Annotated in this window: 17 protein-coding genes and 1 tRNA gene; 10 read left to right on the forward strand and 8 right to left on the reverse strand. The window is 71.7% G+C overall.

Annotated elements, in window-relative coordinates:
- Positions 1-18 precede the first annotated feature (18 nt).
- From ACN9MM_RS15785 to ACN9MM_RS15795, 3 genes are all read left to right on the forward strand, one after another.
- Complete coding sequence (locus ACN9MM_RS15785) at positions 19-681, forward strand: ABC transporter ATP-binding protein (protein ID WP_426368751.1); 663 nt, start codon at positions 19-21, stop codon at positions 679-681.
- Positions 678-1,919, forward strand: coding sequence for an ABC transporter permease (locus ACN9MM_RS15790; protein ID WP_426364222.1), 1,242 nt, complete (start codon positions 678-680; stop codon positions 1,917-1,919). Before ACN9MM_RS15785 ends, ACN9MM_RS15790 begins: the two co-directional genes overlap by 4 nt.
- 111 nt (positions 1,920-2,030) lie before the next feature.
- Positions 2,031-6,440, forward strand: a complete 4,410-nt coding sequence (locus tag ACN9MM_RS15795) for a hypothetical protein (protein WP_426364223.1) — start codon at positions 2,031-2,033, stop codon at positions 6,438-6,440.
- A gap of 110 nt (positions 6,441-6,550) precedes the next feature.
- Here ACN9MM_RS15795 and ACN9MM_RS15800 read toward each other — a convergent pair whose 3' ends face one another.
- The 4 genes from ACN9MM_RS15800 to ACN9MM_RS15815 all read right to left on the reverse strand — a co-directional run bounded on the left by ACN9MM_RS15800 (position 6,551) and on the right by ACN9MM_RS15815 (position 13,591).
- On the reverse strand, positions 6,551-7,141 hold the full coding sequence (locus tag ACN9MM_RS15800) for an SMI1/KNR4 family protein (RefSeq protein ID WP_426364224.1): 591 nt from the start codon (positions 7,139-7,141) through the stop codon (positions 6,551-6,553).
- 11 nt (positions 7,142-7,152) lie between these two features.
- Entirely contained in the window at positions 7,153-7,635 is a 483-nt protein-coding gene (locus tag ACN9MM_RS15805) for a hypothetical protein (RefSeq protein ID WP_426364225.1), read from the reverse strand.
- Between the two features lie 12 nt (positions 7,636-7,647).
- Positions 7,648-11,634, reverse strand: coding sequence for a hypothetical protein (locus tag ACN9MM_RS15810; RefSeq protein ID WP_426364226.1), 3,987 nt, complete (start codon positions 11,632-11,634; stop codon positions 7,648-7,650).
- A 568-nt stretch (positions 11,635-12,202) separates the two neighbouring features.
- Positions 12,203-13,591: a cystathionine beta-synthase gene (locus ACN9MM_RS15815; protein WP_426364227.1), complete on the reverse strand. Its 1,389-nt coding sequence runs from the start codon at positions 13,589-13,591 to the stop codon at positions 12,203-12,205.
- 103 nt (positions 13,592-13,694) lie between these two features.
- Here ACN9MM_RS15815 and ACN9MM_RS15820 point away from each other — a divergent pair, with 103 nt between their 5' ends.
- From ACN9MM_RS15820 to ACN9MM_RS15830, 3 genes are all read left to right on the forward strand, one after another.
- The gene (locus ACN9MM_RS15820) at positions 13,695-14,690 is read left to right on the forward strand and encodes an SGNH/GDSL hydrolase family protein (protein ID WP_426364228.1); all 996 of its coding nucleotides are present in this window, start codon (positions 13,695-13,697) and stop codon (positions 14,688-14,690) included.
- Positions 14,691-15,236: 546 nt separating this feature from the next.
- Positions 15,237-16,457: an acetyl-CoA C-acetyltransferase gene (locus ACN9MM_RS15825; protein WP_426364229.1), complete on the forward strand. Its 1,221-nt coding sequence runs from the start codon at positions 15,237-15,239 to the stop codon at positions 16,455-16,457.
- Between the two features lie 651 nt (positions 16,458-17,108).
- Positions 17,109-17,942 carry a hypothetical protein gene (locus ACN9MM_RS15830; protein WP_426364230.1) on the forward strand — a complete coding sequence of 278 codons (834 nt, stop codon included), beginning with the start codon at positions 17,109-17,111 and terminating at the stop codon, positions 17,940-17,942.
- 12 nt (positions 17,943-17,954) lie between these two features.
- On the opposite strand, the gene ACN9MM_RS15835 is transcribed toward ACN9MM_RS15830, so the two are convergent.
- Complete coding sequence (locus ACN9MM_RS15835; protein WP_426364231.1) at positions 17,955-18,284, reverse strand: hypothetical protein; 330 nt, start codon at positions 18,282-18,284, stop codon at positions 17,955-17,957.
- Between the two features lie 109 nt (positions 18,285-18,393).
- Here ACN9MM_RS15835 and ACN9MM_RS15840 point away from each other — a divergent pair, with 109 nt between their 5' ends.
- On the forward strand, positions 18,394-18,624 hold the full coding sequence (locus ACN9MM_RS15840) for a DUF4287 domain-containing protein (RefSeq protein WP_426364232.1): 231 nt from the start codon (positions 18,394-18,396) through the stop codon (positions 18,622-18,624).
- An 18-nt stretch (positions 18,625-18,642) separates the two neighbouring features.
- On the opposite strand, the gene ACN9MM_RS15845 is transcribed toward ACN9MM_RS15840, so the two are convergent.
- A complete protein-coding gene (locus ACN9MM_RS15845; protein ID WP_426364233.1) occupies positions 18,643-19,515 on the reverse strand; it encodes an alpha/beta fold hydrolase in 873 nt (290 codons plus the stop codon).
- Positions 19,516-19,618: 103 nt separating this feature from the next.
- Here ACN9MM_RS15845 and ACN9MM_RS15850 point away from each other — a divergent pair, with 103 nt between their 5' ends.
- On the forward strand, positions 19,619-20,176 hold the full coding sequence (locus ACN9MM_RS15850) for a TetR/AcrR family transcriptional regulator (protein ID WP_426364234.1): 558 nt from the start codon (positions 19,619-19,621) through the stop codon (positions 20,174-20,176).
- A 62-nt stretch (positions 20,177-20,238) separates the two neighbouring features.
- Here the strand turns inward: ACN9MM_RS15850 and ACN9MM_RS15855 are convergent, their stop codons facing one another.
- Positions 20,239-21,141 (reverse strand): Bax inhibitor-1/YccA family protein, encoded by a 903-nt coding sequence (locus ACN9MM_RS15855; protein ID WP_426364235.1) that lies wholly within the window; start codon positions 21,139-21,141, stop codon positions 20,239-20,241.
- 183 nt (positions 21,142-21,324) lie between these two features.
- Here ACN9MM_RS15855 and ACN9MM_RS15860 point away from each other — a divergent pair, with 183 nt between their 5' ends.
- Positions 21,325-21,939 (forward strand): hypothetical protein, encoded by a 615-nt coding sequence (locus ACN9MM_RS15860; RefSeq protein WP_426364236.1) that lies wholly within the window; start codon positions 21,325-21,327, stop codon positions 21,937-21,939.
- Positions 21,940-21,947: 8 nt separating this feature from the next.
- Here ACN9MM_RS15860 and ACN9MM_RS15865 read toward each other — a convergent pair.
- Positions 21,948-22,032: transfer RNA gene (locus ACN9MM_RS15865), tRNA-Leu, on the reverse strand.
- A gap of 391 nt (positions 22,033-22,423) precedes the next feature.
- On the opposite strand from ACN9MM_RS15865, the gene ACN9MM_RS15870 reads away from it, so the two are divergent.
- Positions 22,424-23,194, forward strand: coding sequence for an ABC transporter ATP-binding protein (locus tag ACN9MM_RS15870; protein ID WP_426364237.1), 771 nt, complete (start codon positions 22,424-22,426; stop codon positions 23,192-23,194).
- The last annotated feature ends 50 nt before the right edge of the window (positions 23,195-23,244 follow it).

Consider the following 23,244-nt stretch of genomic DNA (forward strand, 5'->3'; position numbering starts at 1 on the left):
GCGCCGCCCGTCATCGAGATGCGCGGCGCCGGGCTCACGTACCCCGGGCCGCCCGCGGTCTCGGCCCTCAAGCCCTGCGAACTGACCGTGCGCAAGGGCGAGTTCGTGACGATCGTGGGCCCCTCGGGCTCCGGCAAGTCGACGTTCCTCAACATCGCGGGGCTGCTCGACTCCCCCACCGAGGGGCAGTACCTGCTCGACGGCATCGACACCGGCGCGCTGGGCGACGCCGACCGCTCGGCGCTGCGCGGACGGCGCATCGGCTTCGTCTTCCAGGCCTTCCACCTGCTGCCGCACCGCACGGCCGTGGAGAACGTGACGCTGTCCATGGTGTACGGCGGGACCCCCCGCAAGGACCGGGTCGCCGCCGCTCGGGACGCCCTCGTCCGCGTCGGCCTCGGGCACCGCCTGGAGGCGATCCCGACGACCCTGTCGGGCGGCGAACGGCAGCGCGTGGCGATCGCGCGGGCCCTGGCCGCGCGCCCCTCTCTGCTGCTCTGCGACGAGCCCACGGGCAACCTGGACACCACGACGGCCACCACCGTGATGGAGCTCCTGGAGGACCTGCACCGCGACGGCATGACCGTCCTGGTCATCACGCACGACCCGGCCGTGGCACGGCGGGGCGCACGCACCCTCGCCATCCGGGACGGCGTACTGACCGAGGGAGGGGCGGCGTGAGGATCCCCCTCCGCCGTCGCGCCGACGGCATCGAACCCTCCCGCTTCCACTGGCGGGACCTGGTCTCCGAGTCCACCGCCGGACTGCTCCAGCGCCCGGCACGCGCGGCGCTGACGGCCCTCGGCACCGTGCTCGGCGTCGGTTCCTTCGTCGCCGTGCTCGGGCTCACCGCCACCGCGGCCTCCCAGATCGACGCCCGCTTCAGCGACCTGAGCGCCACCGAGGTGACCGTCCAGGACGTCAGCAACGAGCACACCGAGTTCGAACCGCTGGCCTTTCCCGGCGACGCCGACCGGCGGGTGGAGCGCCTCAACGGCGTCACCCACGGCGGAGTCCTGTGGACGGTGCAGCTGCGCGAGGGCCAGGAGGTGCGCTCCGCGCCCGTCGCGGCCGCCGGAGCGGCGAGCCAGATCCAGGTCGTCGCCGCCTCCTCGGGCGCGCTGCTCGCGGCCGAACCGTCCGTACGGGAAGGGCGGGTGTACGACCACTGGCACGACACGACCCGGCAGCGGGTCGCGGTCATCGGCGTGGGCATGGCGGCCAGGCTCGGCATCACCACCCTGGAGACCCAGCCGGCGCTCTTCATCGGCGACGAGGCGTTCTCCGTCATCGGCATCGTCGACGACACCCGCCGCAAGGCCGACCTGCTGCTGTCGGTGATCGTCCCGCGCAGCACCGCCCAGGAGCTCTGGGGCCCGCCCAAGGACGGGGCCGAGATGCTGATCAGTACGAGGGTGGGGGCCGCGCAGCAGGTCGCGAGCGAGGTGCCGGTCGCGGTGCGCCCGGACCACCCCGAGTACCTCAGGGCCGTTCCGCCGCCCGACCCGCGCACCCTGCGCAGCGGCGTCAGCGGGGACCTCGGGCAGCTGTTCCTGGTGCTCGCCGCCGTCTGCCTGTTCATCGGCTCGGTCGGCATCGCCAACACCACGCTCGTCGCCGTCATGGAGCGGACCGGGGAGATCGGGCTGCGGCGCGCGCTCGGCGCCCGCGGGCGGCACGTGCTCACCCAGTTCCTCACCGAGTCCGGGGTGCTGGGGGCGCTCGGCGGCCTCATCGGCACCTCGCTCGGCGTGAGCGTCGTCGTCGGTGTCGCCATGGCCCGCGCGTGGACGCCCGTCATCCCGCCCACCACGGTGGTCGCCGCCCCGGCGATCGGCCTCCTGACGGGCCTGCTGGCCGGGCTCTACCCGGCCTGGCGCGCCAGCCGCATCCAGCCCGTCGAGGCGCTGCGCCGCTGATCTCCGGCTCCTCCCCCACATACGTCACGGTCCGGCGCGCCGGCTCAGCCGCCCCGGGCCGTGCCGCCGGAAGGTCCCCCGGTGCGAGAGCACCACCGACGAAGGAAAAGCGTGAAGTCCATACCCATGCGGCGCACGGCGCCGCTCACGGTCGCGCTGGCCACAGCGCTGGCCGTGCCCCTCTCGATGCCCGCGATGGCATCCGAGCCCGCGCCCCCGAAGAGAACGGCGCAGAAGGCGGTCCCGGCCGCGAAGCCCGCCGCCCGGCCGCGCGCCGTACCCCCGGCCGACCGGTCCGCCGTCCTCGGCCGCGGCCACGCGAAGTCCACCGACACCGCGTTCACCACCTCCGGTGACGGCACGGGCTTCCACCTGCTGGTCGCCGCCGAGAAGAACGGGTACGCCTGGAAGACGGCGGCGTCCCTGTCCGAGCCGGGCTTCGAGGCCGACGCCTGGATCGGCAACGCCTGCCTCACCGCCTCGGGCAGGCGGGCCGCCGTGGCGTACGCGCCGCGCACCTTCACCAACAAGCCGGAGCTGATGGCCCGCGGCGCCTTCGCGGCGACCGTGGACCTCACCACCGGCAAGGTCACCAAGCTCCCGTTCCAGGTCTCCCTCGCGTACTTCAGCCCCGGCTGCGGCGCGGGCGAGAAGGCGGTGTTCACCCAGCTCTCGTACGAGGGCGACACCGCCCAGAAGACCCGGCTGATCACCGTGGACGCCGCCACCGGCAAGGCCGGCACCCCCGTGGCGTACCCCGGTCAGCTCACCTCGGCCGTGCCCGCGCGGACCGGTGTCGTCGCCGCCCGCGGCAACAGCCTCGTCGCCGCCGACGCCAGGGGCCGGCTGCGGGAGATCGCCCGCACCCGGACGGTCCCCTTCCAGCTGACCGTGGACGCCTCGGGCGGCCTCACCTACATCGACCGCGCCCGGAGCACCGAGGCCGGGAAGGCGTCGACGAGCTACGCCCGGCACCTGGACGCCCTCCAGCTCCTGCGCTCCGGGGCCGAGGCGGCCACGGTGGCCTCCGGCGCCCTCACCGCCTGGGACCTGGCGTCCTCCGCCGACGGCACGGTCTACGTCACCGGCCGGGCCACGAGCACCGGCACGCTGCCCCCGCGGGTGAAGAACCCCGGCGGTCTCGCCAAGGGCGCCCGGCTCTCCAGCCACGGCCACGCGGCGGTCACCACCACCTGGGCGGACGGCAAGGACAGCCGGATCCGGCCCGAGGAGGCGCTGACCGAGCGCACCGCCCGGACCACCCTCCGGGTCCTCGGCACGGACCGGACCGTCACCCTCGACGCGCTGCCCGGCCAGGACCGGATCGGCGGCGAGAAGGCCGCGGAGCAGGGCCGTACGACCTCTCCGGCGCTCCCGCGCCCGGGGAAGCCGGCGCCCGGCCGGACCGCCGCGCGCGGGACGGACGTCTCGGTGGCGTCCGCGCCGGACGACCCGATCGAGGACGAGGCCGAGCGCACCTGCGCGGTGCCCCGGAACGACCCGCGGAAGCAGGCGTTCCAGCCGACTCCCCGGCAGGTCGAGTGGGCGGTGGACCAGGCGGTCATCGGCCGGCTGAACCTCACCCGCAGCCCGAACTGGAAGAACACCGGCATGGGCGGCTACTCGCCGCAGAGCCTGTTCCCGCCGATCGTCCTCGCGGGTGACCCGAACGGGACGCTCGACTCCGAGGACGGCACGAACGACCGCTGGCACATCCCGTCGCAGATCCTCCTCGGCGTCACCGCCCAGGAGTCGAACATGTGGCAGGCCACCCGGTACGCGGTGCCCGGCGTCACCTCCAACAGCCTGATCGGCAACTACTACGGCGTCGACTACAACCCGAGCGGCACCCAGGTCGACCCGTGGGCGATCGACTGGAAGGACGCCGACTGCGGCTACGGCATCACGCAGGCCACCGACGGCATGCGGCTGCCCGGTCACGAGCAGCCGACCAAGTCGGTCCTCCAGCAGGAGGCGATCGCGCTCGACTACACCGCCAACATCGCGGCGGGCGCGCAGATCCTTTCGGACAAGTGGAACCAGACGTACGCCGCGGGGCTGAAGGTCAACGACGGCCACCCGAAGTGGATCGAGAGCTGGTTCTTCGCCCTGTGGGCGTACAACTCCGGCTTCTACCCGCAGTCGCAGGCCGACGCGGCGGGCCACTGGGGCGTGGGCTGGACCAACAACCCCGCCAACCCGCTGTGGAAGGCGAACAGGACCCCGTTCCTGGAGAACTCGCTGGGCGGCGACGACTACAGCCACGCCGCGCGCCCGCAGGAGTGGCCGTACGAGGAGAAGGTCATCGGCTGGGCAGCCCGGCCCATCACGGCGATGTTCGCCCCCGGCGACATGAAGCCCGGCTACGTCTCCGCCAACTGGACCACCTCTTTCGACCGGACGAACGCCAAGCCGCCGATCGACAAGTTCTGCGACGCGTCCAACTCCTGCGACGGTTCGAAGATCGGCGACAACGACTCCAACGACCAGGGCAAGGGTGCCTGCACCCTCGACGCCGGCAACAAGGACACCAACGCCCACTGGCTGCACTGCTGGTGGAACAAGCCGGTGACCTGGAAGAACTGCGGCTCCGGAGCCCAGTGCGGCAACCAGGTCCACCGCTTCAACACGACCTACCCGGAGCAGCCGGACGCCAACTCGTACCCGCCGCGCTGCTCCAGCGGCCTGGCGGCGAACGCGCTGATCGTCGACGACCTCGCGAACGGCGTGGTCCCGGCCGGTTCGGCCGGGCGGAGCTGCGGGGCGGTGAAGTCCGACGGGTCGTTCAAGCTGAACTACTACATCTGGAGCGACGGCACCTACCCCGGCAAGATGGACACCCATCAGATCGGGGCGGCGTACGGCAACCACTTCTGGTTCACCCACACCCGCAAGCCGGACCCGTACTACGGCCACCGGCTGTACATCAACGGCGTGTGGAAGCTGAACCAGCCGGTTCCCGGCGGGCAGGCCAGGGTCTACGCGCACATCCCGGACCACGGGGCCCAGACCAAGATCGCCGACTATCAGATCGAGACGGTCGGCGGCACGGTCACCAAGACGATCTCCCAGGCGGACAACGCCTCGAACAAGTGGGTCGACCTGGGCGCCTACCAGTTCGGCAGCACCCTGCCGCAGGTGAGCCTGTCGAACTTCACCAGCGACGGGAACGGCGACAAGGACATCGCGTGGGACGCGATCGCCTTCGTCCCCGGCGACTACGACGGGCTCAACGCGGTCACCTTCCCCGAGGCGAACCCGCTGGCTCCGGACGTCGACTTCATCGGCACCCAGTACCCCAAGGACGCGGGCCCGATGGGGACGATGATGGCCTCGGCCCTCACCGCCTCGTCCGGTGAGCCCTCCTGCTCCACCGGCGTCGACCGCGTGACCCTGTGCGCCTCGTTCCAGCCGCTCCCGGCCGAGCGGAGGGCGACGGTGTCGACCACGCCGCGCGCGGCGGCCGCCACCGCGACCCCCGGCTGGTGCAAGAACGTCAACGGCTCGTTCATGTTCAGCCGGACCGAGGGCTGCCTGCGGGGCATGATGCCCCTCACCGCGACCAAGGACGGCGTGCCGATCGGCAACGCCACCATGAAGGTGATCCAGGAGATCAATCTCGACCCCAAGTCGAACGTCTTCAAGACGTGGACCGAGGTGTCCCTGATCAGCATGACCGGGATCACCTCCACGACCATGACCGACTTCAACGAGGAGTGCTGGTCGACGACCGCCTGCTCCGAGAGCTACGGCCCCTGGATCGGTGCCACGACGTGGACGACGGGTGACCCGCACGTCGCGACGCGCACCAACACGTTCACGTGGAACAAGGTCGTGGGCGGCCGCAGCGTCCTCGACCTGACCTGGGAGACGTTCTGGTCCACCCCGCAGTCGGCCGTCCAGGCCGTCCCGAAGTGGAGCCACCAGAACTTCAAGATCCGCTGCGACAACGAGGTGGGCGGCAACACGGGCTGCGTCTTCCCGAGCTACACCCCGACCATCCAGATGAACACCCAGAAGTACCCGGCGGCCGCCGCCTACTACTGGGTGATCATGGAGAAGCTGGCGAGCCACCCGGGCAGCGAGAAGTTCGACAAGCCGCTGCACCGTCTCGCGAACGACGCCACGGCGCAGACGAACCGCGACAAGATGTGCATGCTCGCCGTCGCCGAGTGGCGCCCGAACCCGGCCGCCGACGGCACGAGTTGCGACGAGTACCCGTTCGCGAAGTCGCGCGAGAGCGGTGGCATGACGCTCACCTCGGGCAAGTACTGCGTCCAGATGTACGCCGCGAAGCAGCCCAACGGCACCTCGTGGATGCTGGAACTCGACGGCAACTACGCGAACCCCACCTGGAACGAGATCTGCGGTCGTGCCGCGGTCCCGACCAAGCAGAACACGGACGCCGGCGGTGACCTCGGCCGGTTCACGTCGGAGGTCCGGCTCCTCGACAACGACGCGTACTACGTCCAGACCGGATTCGAGGGCTGCAGCATCAGCTCCGTCTGCAACATCGTCTGACGCCTGAACGCAGCGCGGCCCGCCCGGTCCCCAGGACCGGGCGGGCCGTTCCGTCTCCGTCGGCGACCGGGCGGGCCGTTCGGTTTCCGGCGGCGACCGGGCAGGCGACGTCAGGTCGTCGGCCACTCCAGCATCCGGCCCTCGTGGACCACGGGCCTGCGGCCCACGCCGGGCAGCGGGGTGCCCCGCTCCATGGCCGTGGCCAGGTCGTCGAACATGGCGCCCAGGCCGGGCCAGGGCCGCCGGTGGTCCGGGTCGCCGAAGGAGAGCTCACCGACCGTCCCGTACCCGTCCTCGCGGTGGTCCACGAAGAGCAGATCGCCGGTGAGCGCCTGCGCGAACGGGACCCAGCGCGCGTGGGAGGTCCTCCCGACCTCGTCCTCGTACCCCTCGTCGACGGCCTCCTCGGCCCGGGAGGCGAGATAGCGCTGCCACTCCAGGACCTTCTCGGCGTCCAGGAGGCCGTACCCGACGAGGAACGCCCCCGCCTCGTCGCCGGCCCGGCGCGGCACGACACCGTCGCAGGCCGCGAGCAGGGCCCGCAGGGCCGGGTCGAGAGGGAAGCCGAGTCCGTCCTCCAGGGCGTCCAGGGCGGCCCCGGAGGCGCCGGGGCGCAGTGCCGCGGCGTCGCCCGGCGCGTGCTCCTCCAGCCAGCGGACGATCCTGGACCAGGCCGGGAGGACGGCGTCGGCGTCGGACATGGGGGCTCCGGTCAGTTCGGGGTGGAGGCGGCCAGGGTCGTGCAGGAGACGTCCGGGCCGTGGGCCGTGACCCGGGGCCGGGCCCCGGACGCCTCCGGGAGGTCGAGGGTGAAGCAGCGGGTGGCCAGGGCGTCGGACGGACCGAGGAGGGCCACGCCCCGCTCGTACGGGCGGGAGAACTGGACGTAGACCCGGGTGCCGTGGTCCGTGGCGCGCACCCCGGCGAGCCCGCCGAGGCGCGGGCCCTGGCCGGCGAACCGGTCGAGGGCGTCCCGCACGTCCTGGTCGGAGGGGGTGGGGCCCTCGGCGGCGAGGAGGGCGTCGGCGAACCGTGCCGCGTCCGCCCGGGTGGCCTCGAAGGCGTCGTGCTCCCGGCCCGACTCACGGGCCCGGGCGACGGCGTAGAGGACGACGAGCGCCACGACGGGGACGAGCAGAACCGCACCCAGGACCTTGGCCCAGGGTGCGGTTCCGCCGCTGCGTTCTGCTTTCACTGTGTCCCGAGGTTACTTGGGAAGGTTGTCCACCGCGCGGCGGAAGGCCTGCGAGTAGGCCGTCGTACCGGTGGTGTTGGGGTGGTAGCTCTCGCGGCTGATGCACCAGGTGCCGCCGAGCTGGCACTTGAAGTCACCGGGGCCCTTGCCCGCGGTGACGATCTTGTTGATGCCCTCGGGGGAGTCGCACGCCCGCCTGCCCGCGAAGTCCCCGTCGGGGGACTCGAAGAAGACCGGGAGGCCCGCCGCCTTCAGCTTGTCGGCGACGGCCCGCTGCTTGCCCTCCATGTAGACGGCGTTGTCGTTGATGCGGATCATGCCCGCGCCGCCGACGCCGCTCACACAGGTGAGCGAGTCCTCGTTGAAGATCTGCGGGTAGCCGAGCAGGATGATCTTCGCGCTGCCGGCCTCGTTGTGGATCTTCCGCAGCAGGTCCTCGACTCCGACCATGGCGTCGTCGATGGCCTTGTGGACGTCCGCCTCGGCCGGGCAGCCGGTGAGGGCGCACTCCTTCATGACGTCCGGGAAGCCCGCGTCGTTGCCGCCGACGGTGAGCGTCACCAGGTCGGTGTCGGAGCTGAGGACGCCGGAGTCGATCTGGAACCGCTCGTGGAAGTTGCCGTCGGTGCCCCAGACCTCGTTGCCGTTCTTGTCGACGGCGTGGCCCGTGTCCATCTGCCAGGAGCGCGCTCCGGAGCAGGAGACGTTCTGGAGCTCCAGCTCGGACGAGAAGCCGTCGGCGAGGGTGCCGATCGTGGCCGAGCGGCCCGGCAGGGTGGTCTTGCGGACCCAGGAGTTGGCGCTGCGCCGGCAGGCGTTCCAGCGGGACGAGACGTCGATGTCGTTGTCGGACTCCTTGGCGTACGAGCCCGCGCCCTCGCCCGAGGTGTACGAGTCGCCCATCTGCACGACCTGCTGGGGCTTGCCCGGCAGCGGCTGGAAGGCGACGGCGTCGAAGGCGACGTCGTCGTCCCCGGTGCCGTCCTCGGTCTCCGTGGTGAGCTGGACGCGGGGCACACCGCTCATCCGGTACGCGCCGAGCGACATCCAGCCGTTGGTGCCGCGCTTCTGGTTCACGTACCGGTGACGGTTGAAGTAGCCGACGCCGGTGTCGATGTCGTACTTGGCCTGCTGGGTCTGGGCGCCGTGGTCGGGGAGGTGGACCAGGACGCGCATCCAGTCGGTGCGGTCCTGGTTCAGCGTCCAGGTGCCGGTGAAGTTGAGGCGGTCGCCCTTGGCGGTGAGGTCCCGGGTGTGGCCGAAGTAGAAGTGGCCGCCGAAGCCCGCGCCCAGCTGGTGCATGTCGATCTTGCCGGGGTACACCGTCGCGGCGGTGCCGTCGTGGGCGATGCCGGACTCACCGGTGAAGTTCGCGCTGAACGTGCCGGAGTTGGACCAGTCGCTGTTGGCGCAGCCCGGCCTGACCGACGGTGTGCCGCCGGGGACGTCGTCGACGATCAGGGCGCCGGCGGGCAGGCCGGTGCGGGTGCAGCTCGGCGGGTAGGCCGTGCCGTCGGCCTGCTCGGCGTCGTAGTCCGGCGAGGTGAAGCGGAAGAGCTCGTTGCCGCAGGAGTAGGAGCAGTCGGTCTTCCACTGCACGGACAGGTGGAACCAGCAGTGGAAGTCGTCCCGTGTGCAGGGGCCGGCTCCGGGCTCGTTCTTCGCGCCGTCGGAGATCTTCGAGGGCTCGCACCAGTTGTAGACGCCGCAGAAGAGGTCCTCCGGCGGCTTCACGCGCGCGCGGTTGTACTTCGCGGAGCCGACGATCGTGGCGTCCTCGGTGGTGCCGTTCCACCAGGCGGCGCGGAACGCGGCGACCAGGACGCCCGGGGACTCCAGGAACGACGGCGGGTGGGCGGCGAAGCCGAGCACCTTCTCGGGGTACGGCCAGTTCTGCGGGCGCGCGGCGGCGGAGGCGTCCTCGTTGCCGAGGCGGTCCTCCATGAACGGCAGACGGCCGGCGTCCCACTCGGGGTTGGCGGGGTTGTTGGCCCAGCCCACGCCCCAGGCGTCGTTCCCGTTGACGTTCTCGTAGAAGCCGGAGTTGTACGCCCACAGGGCGAAGAACCAGTTCTCCAGCTTGGCCGGGTTGCCGTCGTGGACCTGGAGCCCGGCGCGCCGGGTCGTGTTCCACTTGTCGACGAGGATGCCGATGCCGGCGGCGACGTTGGCCGCGTAGTCCAGGGCGACCGCGCGCTGCTGCTGGTAGTCCCAGGCGGTGCCGCCCTTGCCGTGCTCACGGCCGGCGTAGCGCATGTGGTCGGTGACCTGGGTGATGCCGTAGCCGCAGTCGGCCTTGGACCAGTTGACGTCCCAGTCGTTCTCCGGCTTGCCGTCGTAGTAGTCGACGCCGTAGTAGTTCCCGATCAGCGGGTTGCCGGTGACACCGGGCACCGCGGAGCGGGAGGCCTGCCACATGTTCGACTCCTGGGCGGTGATGCCGAGGAGGACCTGCGCGGGGACGCGGCCGCCGCCTTCGAGGACCGGGTTCGGGAAGAGGGTCTGCGGCGCGTACGCCGGCATCCCGAGGTTCTTCCAGTTCGCCGGGCGCGAGGCGCCGATGTTCAGCTTGCCCGTGATGGCCTTGTCGACGGCCCACTCGACCTGGCGCGGCTTGGGCTGCATGGCCTGGTTGCGGGGGTCGTTGCGGGGCACGGAGCAGGTGCGCTCCGACTCGACGATCTCGCCGGAGGAGGCGGTCGTCGCGGCGGCGGCGGTCGTGGCGGCCGTGCCGGCGCTCAGGGCGCGGGTGCCGGCGGTCTGGGCCGCCGGGCCGCCCGCGTCGGTGCCGGCGCCGCCCTTGGCGGTGCCGAGGAGCGGCGACGGGGTCCGGGAGGTCTCCCACTTCGGGGAGGTGGCGTCCAGGGGCGTGACGGTGAAGTCGACGCTCTTGCCGGTGTCGCGCAGGGTGGTGTCGATGTTCACCGGGCGGACGTCGGTGGCCTCGTCCCGCTGGAGGTACTTCGCGGAGCCGAGGTTGTCGGCCCAGACGGTGTGCTGGACGATCGCCTGGCCCTTGGTGGACAGCGTGGCGTCCTTGTGGACCCCGGACAGCCGGGTGACGGACCTCGGCAGGCTCGCGCCGGCCTCCGGGGTGACGTCGCCGGTCAGGTAGACCTGTCCGCCGACCCGGGTGAGGCCGGCGTTCGCGAGGGAGCCGTGGCCGATCCTGGAGACCTTCTTGTCCGCCCAGCGGCGGACGAACGCGGTCTCCTTCTCCTGGAGGCTGTCGCGCTGGTCGCGCTCCAGGAAGACGTAGCCGCCGTCGTTGTCCTTGCTGATGCGGTACGGGACGGTGCCGGTCGTCGCGAGCTTCTTCTTGGCGCCCTTGCCGTCGATCTCGACCAGGGTGCGCCCGGAGGCGGCGGCGATCTTCCCGCTGCCGGCCGGGACCGAGGAGGTGATCTGGCCGTCGACGACGACGGGCTCGCTGACCTGGCCCGTGGCGGCGTTCACGCGGAAGAGGCGGGTCTGCTTCTTGTCCTCGCCCGGGGACTGGGTGAGGACGGCTTCCTCGTCCGCGCCGCAGCCGGGGTTGTAGTAGGACAGGGAGGCGTTGACCTTCAGCTTGGTGACGGCGCCGCTGGTGAGGTCCACGACGGCGGTGAAGCCGCCGCGGGCCATCAGGCGGGGGTCGTTGGTGAAGGTGCGGGGGGCGTACACGACGACGGCGCGCTTGCCGGAGCCGGTGACACAGGCGTTGCCGATCCACTGGTCCACGTCGAAGCCGGGCTCGGCCAGGGACGCGAGCGTCTTCCAGGCGTAGCCGCTCTGTTCGGTGGCGGTCAGCAGGTGGAAGCCCTGGGCGTCACCGGTGGTGGTCCAGGCGATGTCGGCGGACTTCTGCCAGTCCTTGCCGAGGACCTCGGCGCGGTCGGCGGGCGGAACGCTGTCCGGCGCCGGGGTGGTGGCGGTGACGGGCGCCGGTGGCGCGGCGGTCCCGGGCTGCGCCCAGGCCGCGGTCTGGGTCAGTCCGGCGAGCAGAGCACCGGCAGCCACCGCTGCCAGGGGTGCTCGCGTCGTACGGAGGAATCTCAACTGCGCTCCCTAGAGGCTCGTACGGCGCGGAAGCCTCCCCCGAAACGGTGGCCGTACGTCCGCACCACGCGTGATCATGATCATGACAGCGGTGGCCGTCAAGGGTTCCGCGGGGAGTCGGGACGACCCGGGACGCCGGCCGAATGGCGCGGTCGATCTCCAGGGAGCGTTGCGACAGTAGTACCCGCACAACCGCTTGAACAGAGCATGATCAGCCGCGGTGGCCGGAAGCCGAACGCCGTCGGGCCCCCGTGTGAACGGGGGCCCGAGGACGTCGTGCAGGGCGGTGGACGCGGGGACCGCCGCACCCCCGTCACCGGGGGGCGGGACGACGGCGGTCCCCGCGAGGGACACGGGCCCGGGTCAGGGCCGGTCACCGCGTCCGCGGCGTCTGTGGAGGCCCGGGAGCCGCTCCGGAAGTCCGTGACGCCGACAACCACCACTGTGCCGGACGCGTGTTAAGCGGGTGCTGCGGATACGTGTCGCCCTCGTACCGTTTGCGCGAACTGCGGCACGCCCGCCGCGCGACCTACTTCGAACCGCCGTTGGCCAGGAAGGCCAGCAGGTCCTGACGGCTCACGACACCGGTCGGCTTGCCCTCGACCAGGACGATCGCCGCGTCGGCGGACTCGCCGAGGACGGCCATCAGGTCGGCGACCGGCTCGCCGGAGCCGACCTGCGGCAGCGGCGCGCTCATGTGCTGCTCCAGCGGGTCCTCCAGGGAGGCCTTCTTGGTGAAGAGGTGGTCGAGCAGCTCGCGCTCGACGACCGAGCCGACGACCTCGGCGGCCATCACGTCGGGGTGGCCGGCGCCGGGCTTCACGATGGGCATCTGGGAGACGCCGTACTCGCGCAGCACCTCGATGGCCTGGCCGACCGTCTCGTCCGGGTGCATGTGGACGAGCGAGGGCAGACCGCCCTCCTTGTGGCGCAGGACGTCGGCGACGGTGGCGGTGGAGGTGTCCTCCAGGAAGCCGTGACCGGCCATCCACTCGTCGCTGAAGATCTTCGACATGTAGCCGCGGCCGGAGTCCGGCAGCAGCACGACGACGACGTCGTCGGGACCGAGCTCCTTGGCGACCTCCAGGGCCGCGACGACGGCCATGCCGCAGGAGCCGCCGACCAGGAGGCCCTCCTCCTTGGCGAGGCGGCGGGTCATCTGGAAGGAGTCCTTGTCGGACACGGCGACGATCCGGTCGGTGACGTTCCGGTCGTACGCGGTGGGCCAGAAGTCCTCGCCGACGCCCTCGACCAGGTACGGCCGGCCGGAGCCGCCCGAGTAGACCGAACCCTCCGGGTCCGCGCCGATGACCTTCACCTTCCCGCCACTGGCCTCCTTGAGGTAGTTGCCGGTGCCGGAGATCGTGCCGCCGGTGCCGACGCCCGCGACGAAGTGGGTGATCCGCCCCTCCGTCTGCTCCCACAGCTCGGGACCGGTCGTCTCGTAGTGCGAGCGCGGGTTGTTCGGGTTCGAGTACTGGTCGGGCTTCCAGGCGCCCGGCGTCTCACGGACCAGCCGGTCCGAGACGTTGTAGTACGAGTCGGGGTGCTCGGGATCGACGGCCGTGGGGCAGACCACGACCTCCGCGCCGTAGGCCCGCAGTACGTTGATCTTGTCGAGCGACACCTTGTCCGGGCAGACGAAGATGCACTTGTAGCCCTTCTGCTGGGCCACGATCGCCAGGCCGACGCCGGTGTTGCCGGACGTGGGCTCGACGATCGTGCCGCCGGGCTTGAGCTCACCGCTCTGCTCGGCCGCCTCGATCATGCGCACGGCGATCCGGTCCTTGACCGAACCGCCGGGGTTGAAGTACTCGACCTTGGCCAGAACGGTCGCCTGAATGCCCGCTGTGACGTTGTTGAGCTTCACCAGCGGGGTGTTGCCGACGAGGCTGATCATCGAGTCGTGGAATTGCACCGTAATCTCCGGGGTCTCCGTAATGGTGTGGCCAGCGTATGCGTAGTCGGAGCGGGTTACGGGGCAGTTAGACCCTGAACGGCTTGAAGGAGGTGACGGCCCCATGTCGAGGGCGAGGGTGGCGCGGCGGATCGCGGCGGGTGCGGCGTACGGCGGCGGGAGCATCGGCCTGATCGGGGTGGCGGCGGTGGGTGTCCTCCTCGCCGAGGCGCAGCTGGCCAAGCGCACGGTCTACGGCGCGCCCGCGCCGCTGCCACCGGTGGCGGACGGCCTCTACGGCCGCGCCTTCGGCACCGACGACCCGCTGCGGCTGGCCCTTCTGGGTGATTCCACCGCGGCGGGCCAGGGCGTGCGCCGCTCGGGTCAGACCCCGGGCGCGCTGCTCGCCTCCGGGCTCGCCGCGGTGGCGGAGCGGCCGGTGGTGCTGCGGAACGTGGCGCTCTCCGGGGCGCGCTCGGACGACCTGGAGCGCCAGGTCTCGCTGCTGCTCGCGCAGCCGCTCGGGCCGCCGGACGTGTGCGTGATCATGATCGGCGCGAACGACGTGACGCACCGGCTGCCGGCCACGGAGTCGGTGCGGCTGCTCGCCACGGCCGTACGACGGCTGCGGACCGCGGGCGCGGAGGTGGTCGTCGGCACCTGCCCGGACCTGGGCACGATCGAGCCCGTCTACCAGCCGCTGCGCTGGCTGGCGCGGCGGGCCTCGCGGCAGCTGGCGGCGGCACAGACGATCGTGGTCGTCGAGCAGGGCGGCCGGACGGTGTCGGTGGGCGACCTCCTCGGCCCCGAGTTCGCGGCGAACCCGCGCGAGATGTTCGGCGTGGACAACTTCCACCCCTCGGCGGAGGGGTACGCGACGGCGGCGATGGCGATGCTGCCGACGGTCTGCGCCGCGCTGGGCGTCTGGCCGGAAACGGACCGGCTGGAGCCGGCCCGGCGGGAGGACATGCTGCCGGTGGCGAAGGCGGCGGCGGAGGCGGTACGGGAGGCGGGGACGGAGGTCACGGGGGCGCGGGCGCCGTGGGCCCTCCTGAAGCACCGCCGGCGCCGGCGCCTCCCCACGGCGGAATCCCCGACCCCGGAAGACGCCCAGACGTAACCGCCCGCCCCGCTGCGAGCAGGCGCTCCGCCGGTGCGGCGCCCGTCGCGGGCAGGCGCTCCACCGGGGCGGTGCCCACCCCCGTTGTGGGCAGGCGTTCCGCAAGGGGCGATGGGGGTCCCCCCTGCTCGAGCGAAGCCGAGAGCTTGGGGGAGGGTGGGCACAACGGAACGGCGCCCCGTGCCGGGCCTAGGCTTCCGCGCCTGGACCCGCACCACAGGTGGCGGCACTCTGGAGGTGCGGGTCAAGGCACGAGGGGCGGAGGCGCCCGCCGAGGGCGCCGTCCCGTGTGCCCACCCGTCCCGCCCCAGCGGGACGATTGCCCACACGGCAACGGGCGGCGGCCCACACGGGCGCGGCCCGGAAGGGCGCGGCGCGGCCCACACGGGCGCGGCACGCACGGGCGCGGGGCGCCGCCCGCCGTCCCCCGACTGAGCGCTCGCTTAGAAAAGAGGTCCGCATCACATACCGGCAACGGTGACCCCGGCGGTACGTACGGGTAACTTCCCTTTCAGTCCGCCCACTCCGCACCCTCATGGAGCCGTGATGCCCGAAGCCGTGATCGTCTCGACCGCCCGTTCGCCCATCGGCCGGGCCTTCAAGGGCTCCCTGAAGGACCTGCGTCCGGACGACCTCACCGCGACCATCGTCCAGGCCGCCCTGGCCAAGGTGCCCGAGCTGGACCCGCGCGACATCGACGACCTGATGCTCGGCTGCGGCCTCCCCGGCGGCGAGCAGGGCAACAACCTGGGCCGGATCGTCGCCGTGCAGATGGGCATGGACCACCTGCCGGGCTGCACGATCACCCGTTACTGCTCCTCCTCCCTGCAGACCTCCCGTATGGCGCTGCACGCGATCAAGGCGGGCGAGGGCGACGTCTTCATCTCGGCCGGTGTCGAGATGGTGTCCCGCTTCGTGAAGGGCAACTCGGACTCGCTGCCCGACACGCACAACCCGTTCTTCGCGGAGGCCGAGGCCCGTACCGCCGAGGTCGCCGCCTCCGAGGGCTCCACCTGGCACGACCCGCGCGAGGACGGCATCGTCCCGGACGCCTACATCGCGATGGGCCAGACCGCGGAGAACCTGGCCCGCATGAAGGGCATCAGCCGCCAGGAGATGGACGAGTTCGGCGTCCGGTCGCAGAACCTCGCCGAGCAGGCCATCAAGAACGGTTTCTGGGAGCGCGAGATCACCCCGGTGACGCTGCCGGACGGCACGGTCGTGTCGACGGACGACGGCCCGCGCGCCGGCGTCACGCTGGAGGGCGTCCAGGGCCTGAAGCCGGTCTTCCGCCCCGACGGCCTCGTCACCGCCGCCAACTGCTGCCCGCTGAACGACGGCGCCGCCGCGCTCGTGATCATGTCGGACACCAAGGCCCGCGAGCTCGGCCTGACCCCGCTGGCGCGGATCGTCTCCACCGGCGTCTCCGGCCTCTCCCCCGAGATCATGGGCCTCGGCCCGGTCGAGGCCTCGAAGCAGGCCCTGAAGCGCGCCGGCCTGACGATCGACGACATCGACCTCGCCGAGATCAACGAGGCCTTCGCCGCCCAGGTCATCCCGTCCTACCAGGACCTGGGCCTGGACCTGGACAAGGTGAACGTCAACGGTGGCGCCATCGCCGTCGGGCACCCCTTCGGCATGACCGGCGCCCGCATCACCGGCACGCTGATCAACAGCCTCCAGTTCCACGACAAGCAGTTCGGCCTGGAGACCATGTGCGTCGGCGGCGGCCAGGGCATGGCCATGGTCATCGAGCGACTGAGCTGAGCCGTAGCGGAGGGTAGGGGTCGCCTGAGGAACGAAGGCGGCACCTGCCCGCAGCGGTGGCGAAGCCCAGTGCGACCGGAGAAGCGAGCGACTGAGCTGAGCCGTAGCGGAGGGTAGGGGTCGCCTGAGGAACGAAGGCGGCACCTGCCCGCAGCGGTGGCGAAGCCCAGTGCGACCGGAGAAGCGAGCGACTGAGCTGAGCCGTAGCGGAGGGTAGGGGTCGCCTGAGGAACGAAGGCGGCACCTGCCCGCAGCGGTGGCGAAGCCCAGTGCGACCGGAGAAGCGAGCGACTGAGCTGAGCCGTAGCGGAGGGTAGGGGTCGCCTGAGGAACGAAGGCGGCACCTGCCCGCAGCGGTGGCGAAGCCCAGTGCGACCGGAGAAGCGAGCGACTGAGCTGAGCCCCCGCTCTCCACGCACCGAGCGCGTCAACCACACCGCGTCCGAGCCGTGACCGAATCTCCCCCAGGATGTGACCTACGTCCCGGGGGAGTTCGTTTTCCCAGGTCAGAGCCGTTTCGGGACTAAACGCCTGGCAGAAATACCTGTCCAATTCGTGACGTAATGCACTGACAGCGGGCACCACCCCGGGACAAGCTGATGTAGGAAGTCGGGGGATCGACTCGGAATCGGGAGTACGTCAGTGAGCGCCATGTCTCTTGCCCTGCTGCTGACCACGGCCGCTGCCACGGCCGTGGGCGCTGCTGCCCTGCACGCCGTCCACGGTCTCCGCAAGGAGGTCACCGCCCTGCGGGGCGAGCTGGCCGCCGGTCACGGCGCCACGGTCCCCGCGGCCCGCGCCACGCCCGCCGCCGAGATACGGGCCGCGGTCGCCGAGGCACTGGCGGAGGAGCGCGAGCGCGAGCTCGCCGAGGCGCGCGCCTTCTGGGCCGCGCAGGAGGCCCGTGACGCGGCCGACGCGCCGTCCCTGCTCGGCGGTCTGGGCGGCCCGGTCGACGACGGCACCTTCTTCGTCCCGCGCCAGGCCGATTTCGCGGGCCTGGAGGCGATGGCCCTGGAGGCCATGGAGGCGGAGGCCTCGGCGCTCGACGGCCCCGACACCCTGGACGCCTTCGACGAGTACCCCGAGTACCCCGAGGACACGGCGGAGCTGGCAGCGGCCCGCCGCCGGCACCCCTCGCACCCGGACTTCGTGCCGGTGCAGACCCCGGTCGTCACGGACCACGAGCGGACGGTGGCCCGTCTGGAGGAGCTCGCGGACACCCGCACCGCGCTCACCGACGTGCGTCCGGGCCCGCTCGGCACGCTCGACGTGTACGTCTTCGCGGACGGCACCACGCTCTGCATGACCCCGGGCCACCGCGAGACCGCGGAGCGCCTGGCCGAGGCCCTGCGCTCGGGCCGCACCCCGGTCCTGCTCGGCGGCTCGGGCGTCTCGGGCGCCTTCGCCCTGACCTTCTCGTACGGCGACACGGACGAGGAGAACGTCTACATCCTCGCGGACCGCGTGATCGCCTCCCTGTAGGCCCCCAGGGCCCTACAGGCCCGCGCGCTCCGCCGCCTCCCGTACCAGCCCCACGGCCTCGCCCAGCTCCCCCTCAGCGGAGCCGGCCGGGGCCGTTCGCAGGATCTCGGCCAAGTCGTTCCCGGCGACGGCGAGCTGGTCGCCCACCACGAACAGGCCCGCGTCCGGCATGATCCGCGGCTCCCGCTCCGGGTCCTCGGCGCGCTGGGCGCGCACCGCCAACTCCCTGGCCAGGGCCAGTCCTTCGGCCGCCGCGCCCTGCTTGAGGCGGCTCTGCGGGGCCGCCCGCAGCCGGTCGGCGAACCGCTCGACGGCGGTGGTCAGTTCACTCGTATCGCGCACGCCGCGACCCTACGCGCCCTCCCGGGGCCCTTGCCAACGGCCGCGGGCTTCGGCACGGTGACGGGAAGGAGTACGAGAAGCACACGGTACGAAGCGTCCGGAGGCGCCGATGTCCCAGACTTTCTCCGAAGAGACCCATCGCAACCTGCTGGCCCGCATCCCGCGCCGCACCGGCCGCGAGATCGCCGACTGGATGCGCACCGTCGAGGAGGGCCCCTCGCTCCTCCGCTTCGAGGAGCGCGTCAGCTGGCTCCGCGGGGAGCACGAGCTGGCGTACGGCCACGCGAAGGCGATCATCCACGAGTACGACCTGCGGCGGGCGGCCCGCAGACTGCTCTGACGGCCTCCCCGGCCCGGGTCACTTCACGTGCCGGCCGAGGAAGTCGCGGACGAGGCCGGCGATCTCCTCGCCGTGCGTCTCCAGGGCGAAGTGCCCGGCGTCCAGGAGGTGGATCTCGGCGTCGGGCAGATCACGGGCGAAGGCCTCCGCGCCGGCCGGCCCGAAGATCTCGTCGCCGCGCCCCCAGGCCGCGAGCAGCGGCGGCCGGTGGGTGCGGAAGTACTCCTGGAAGGCGGGGTAGCCGTCCAGGTTGAACTGGTAGTCCCAGAAGAGCTGGAGCTGGATCTCCTTGTTGCCGGGCCGGTCGAGGCCGGCCTGGTCCAGGAGCCAGGCTTCGGGCGCGAGCCGGTCGAGCCGCTCGGCGGGCACGCCGTGGGTGTACTGCCAGCGGGTGGCCTCGGCGGTCAGCAGCTCCCGTACGCCGGCCTCGTTCGCCGCGCGGTCCTTCGCGTGGGCGAAGAGCACGTCCCAGAAGGGCGTGAACCCCTCCAGGTAGGCGTTGCCGCTCTGGCTGACGATCGCGGTGACGCGCTCGGGGTGGCGGGAGGCGATCCGCAGGCCGATCGGCGCGCCGTAGTCCTGGATGTAGAGCGCGAACCTGTCCACGCCGATCTGGTCGAGCAGCCCGAGGGTGATCTCGGTGAGCCGGTCGAAGCTGTAGGTGAAGTCCTCGACGGCCGGTGCGGCGGAGGCGCCGAAGCCGATGTGGTCGGGTGCGATCAGGTGGTAGGCGTCGGCGAGGTCGGCGATGAGTCCCCGGTACATGTGCGAGCTGGACGGGAAGCCGTGCAGCAGGACGAGGGTGGGGTTCGCCGGGTCTCCGGCCTCCCGGTAGAAGACGTCGAGGCCGTCGACGGTGACGGTGCGGGCGCGCAGGGCGAAGGCGGACATGACTGACTCCCCGTTTCCGGTTCCGGACCAGGAGAACGATCGTTCTCCCCGTGCGCTGTAGACTACGAGAACGATGGTTCTCCACGCAAGGGGTGATCGGACGATGGACGCGGAGACGGCCGGGCTGAAGCTGCTCGACACCGCGGAACGGCTCTTCGACGAGCGGGGGGTGCAGTCCGTCGGCATGGACGCCATCCGCACCGCGTCGGGCGTCTCGCTGAAGCGGCTCTACCAGGTCTTTCCCTCGAAGGACCTCCTGGTCGAGGCCGTCCTGCGACGCCGTGACGAGGCGGTGCGGACGGCCCTCGCCGAGCACGGCGCGCGGACCGCCGACGGGCCGTACGAGCGGGCGCTCGCGGTCTTCGACTGGCTGGCCGGCTGGTTCGCCGAGCCCGGTTTCCGCGGCTGCGCGTTCATCAACGCCTTCGGGGAGCTCGGCGGGGTCACCCCGCAGGTCGCCGCGATCGCCCGCGAGCACAAGGAGGCGCTGCGGGCCTACTTCGCCGCGCAGACGGACGCCCTCGGCGCCCCGCCCGTCCTCGCCGACCAGCTGGCCCTGCTCGCGAACGGCGCCATGGCCGTCGCGGGCATCACCGGCTCCCCCGAACCGGCCGCCCAGGCGAAGGCGGCCGCGCGGGTCCTCCTGGACGCCGCGGTCTGAGCACGCGAAAGGGCCCGCCCGGCACGAAGCCGGACGGGCCCTCCCCCGAGTCAGGGGGTGCGTCAGTCGTCGCCCTGCAGGATCGACAGCAGACGCAGCATCTCCAGGTAGATCCACACCAGGGTCATGGTGAGACCGAAGGCGGCCAGCCAGGCCTCCTCGCGCGGCGCGCCGTAGGTCACGCCGTCCTCGACCTGCTTGAAGTCGAGGGCCAGGAAGCAGGCGCCCAGGATGACGCCGATGACGCCGAAGAGGATGCCGAGGCCACCGCTGCGGAAGCCGAGGCCGTCACCGCCGCCGAAGACGGCGAACAGCAGGTTGACCACCATGAGGAGCATGAAGCCCATGGCAGCGGCCATCACGAAGCCGACGAAGCGCCGGTTGACCCGGATCCAGCCCAGCTTGTAGGCGATGAGCACGCCGGCGAAGACCGCCATCGTGCCCAGGACCGCCTGGATGACCACGCCGTCGGCGATGTACGTCGACACGGCGGCGGAGATCACGCCGAGGAAGACGCCCTCGAAGGCGGCGTAGCCCAGGATGAGCGCGGGCGACGGCTTGCGCTTGAAGGACTGCACGAGCGACAGCACGAGCGCGACCAGGGCGGCGCCGATGGCGATGCCGTAGGACTTGCCGAGGTTCGCCGGGTCGACCGGCAGCAGCAGCCAGGACAGGACGGCGGTGAGCACGACCGTGCCGAGCGTCATGGCCGTACGGCTCACGACGTCGTCGATCGTCATCACGTTGCCGCGGGCCTGCTGAGGGGCGCCGAGCTGGGTGTCCTGCGGGGCGTACGGGTTGGTCGCGTACGGGTTCGTCGCGTCCCCGGCGTAAGGGGTGCCGGTGGCGTACGGGTTGGTTCCGACGGCGGGGCCCCCGGCCTGCGGCTGCTGCGCGTTGAAGCCCGCGTAGCCGGCGTCGCGGCTGAACCCCCGTCGCGAGAAGACCGGGTTGCTGCTCCTCATCTCACTCCTCCATGGCGGACCGCACGGCGCGGCCCTGCGTCAAGAGTAATGGGTAGGCAAAAGAAACTCCCTAGTGCTCGGGGAGGATCTTTTCCCGTAAGTTTCCGATCTTCACCGGCGGCGGGCCTCCCCGCCCGGCCAGGCTCTTCGCGTACGGAACCACCCCCTCCCCAGGAGAGCCCCATGGCCCCCGAACCGAACGAGACCTGGACCCTGCGCCACGCGACCGCGTGGGTCTTCACCGCGGGCGAGCACCTCACCAGGCCCGTGCTCCTGGCCGGCGACGCCGGCACCGGGCCCGCCGACCTCGCCGCGGGCGCCGGCCACGGCTCATACTCCCTGATCTCGGAGCTCACGGCGCGCGGTCACGACCTGATCCTGCTCGCCCTGCCCGAGGACGGCTCCATGACCGGCGACGGCGGGATCGTGCAGAACGCCGTCACGCGCGCGCTCGCGGAGCGGCACGGCGACGCCCCGCTGACCGTCGGCGGCACCGGGCAGGGCGCCCTCGCCGCCCGCTACGCCCTCGCCGGCATGGAGTACCAGCGGCTCGACCACGGGACGGGCGTCCTCTTCTCCCACAACGGCGCCGACCCGGAGCTGGAGGACGAGGCCGAGCTGAGCAGGATGGGCGACCGGCCCCGGATCCCGGCGTTCTTGCGGCTCGTCGACGGCGGAGTACCGGACGGCCTGACCGAGGAGCTCGTGGACGAGTCGATCACCGGCGGGGGTGCCCCCGGCGGCCCGCTCTTCTCCGAGGAGTACGGCACCTGGCTGCTGGACCGGCTGCCGAAGTAGCGAAGCCGTGGTGCCCGGAACCGGACTCGAACCGGTACGGCCCGAAGGCCAGCGAGGTTTAAGCTCGCCGTGTCTGCATTCCACCATCCGGGCGTCGCCGCGAAGCTCCGCGTTGGCACATGAGCCTATCGGGACGGTTTCCCCCGATCAGCGGAACATCGGTCCGATGTTGTCTTATTTTATTGACGTCTGAGGGTGCGTCAGTGCAGGTGGGGGCCCTTTCACCAAACTGTGACAGGGGTCGCAGGCGCAAAGCCGCACCCCCTGGAATGACGAAAAGTCGTCGCAGGTCTGTCACCTCCGTCCGGCGGGTTCTCCACCGGACGGAGTCGGGGATCCCGTCATCCCAAAGGAGGAGGGACCGGACCTCCGGTCAGACTCCAGACGGCCCCCGGAACGGGCACGTGGGCGGACGCCCGGGACCGGAACGCCGGAAAGGATGGAGGAGTTCCCGAATCGCAGTCGCAGTGACAGGAGTCCTCCCGTGACCACCACCCCCACCGTGTCCCGCGCCACCGCGGTGGCCGCCCGCGCCACGGATCTCACGAAGGTCTACGGACACGGCGAGACCCAGGTGGTCGCGCTCGACCGGGTCAGCGTGGACTTCCGCCAGGGCGAGTTCACCGCGATCATGGGCCCCTCCGGCTCCGGCAAGTCGACGCTCATGCACTGCGTCGCCGGCCTGGACTCCTTCTCCTCCGGCTCGGTCCGGATCGGCGAGACGGAGCTCTCCACCCTGAAGGACAAGCAGCTCACCCAGCTGCGCCGGGACAAGATCGGCTTCATCTTCCAGGCCTTCAACCTCCTGCCGACGCTGACGGCCCTGGAGAACATCACGCTGCCGATGGACATCGCCGGCCGCAAGGCCGACAAGCAGTGGGTCCAGCAGGTCATCGACATGCTCGGCCTCTCCGCCCGCCTCAGCCACCGTCCGTCCGAGCTCTCCGGCGGCCAGCAGCAGCGCGTGGCCGTGGCCCGCGCCCTCGCCTCCCGCCCCGAGATCATCTTCGGCGACGAGCCGACCGGAAACCTGGACTCCCGCTCGGGCGCCGAGGTCCTCGGCTTCCTGCGCAACTCGGTGCGCGAGCTGGGCCAGACCGTCGTCATGGTCACCCACGACGCGGTGGCCGCCTCCTACGCGGACCGCGTGATCTTCCTCGCGGACGGCCGGATCGTCGACGAGATGCTCCGCCCGACGGCGGACGGCGTCCTCGACCGCATGAAGGCCTTCGACGCCAAGGGCCGTACGAGCTGACGCGGCTCCGCGCCGCTCCCGTCCGCCGCCTCCTCGAACTCCAGGACCCA

Origin of the sequence: Streptomyces sp. E-08 (genome assembly GCF_049913095.1) — a bacterium.
Classification (GTDB): Bacteria; Actinomycetota; Actinomycetes; order Streptomycetales; family Streptomycetaceae; genus Streptomyces.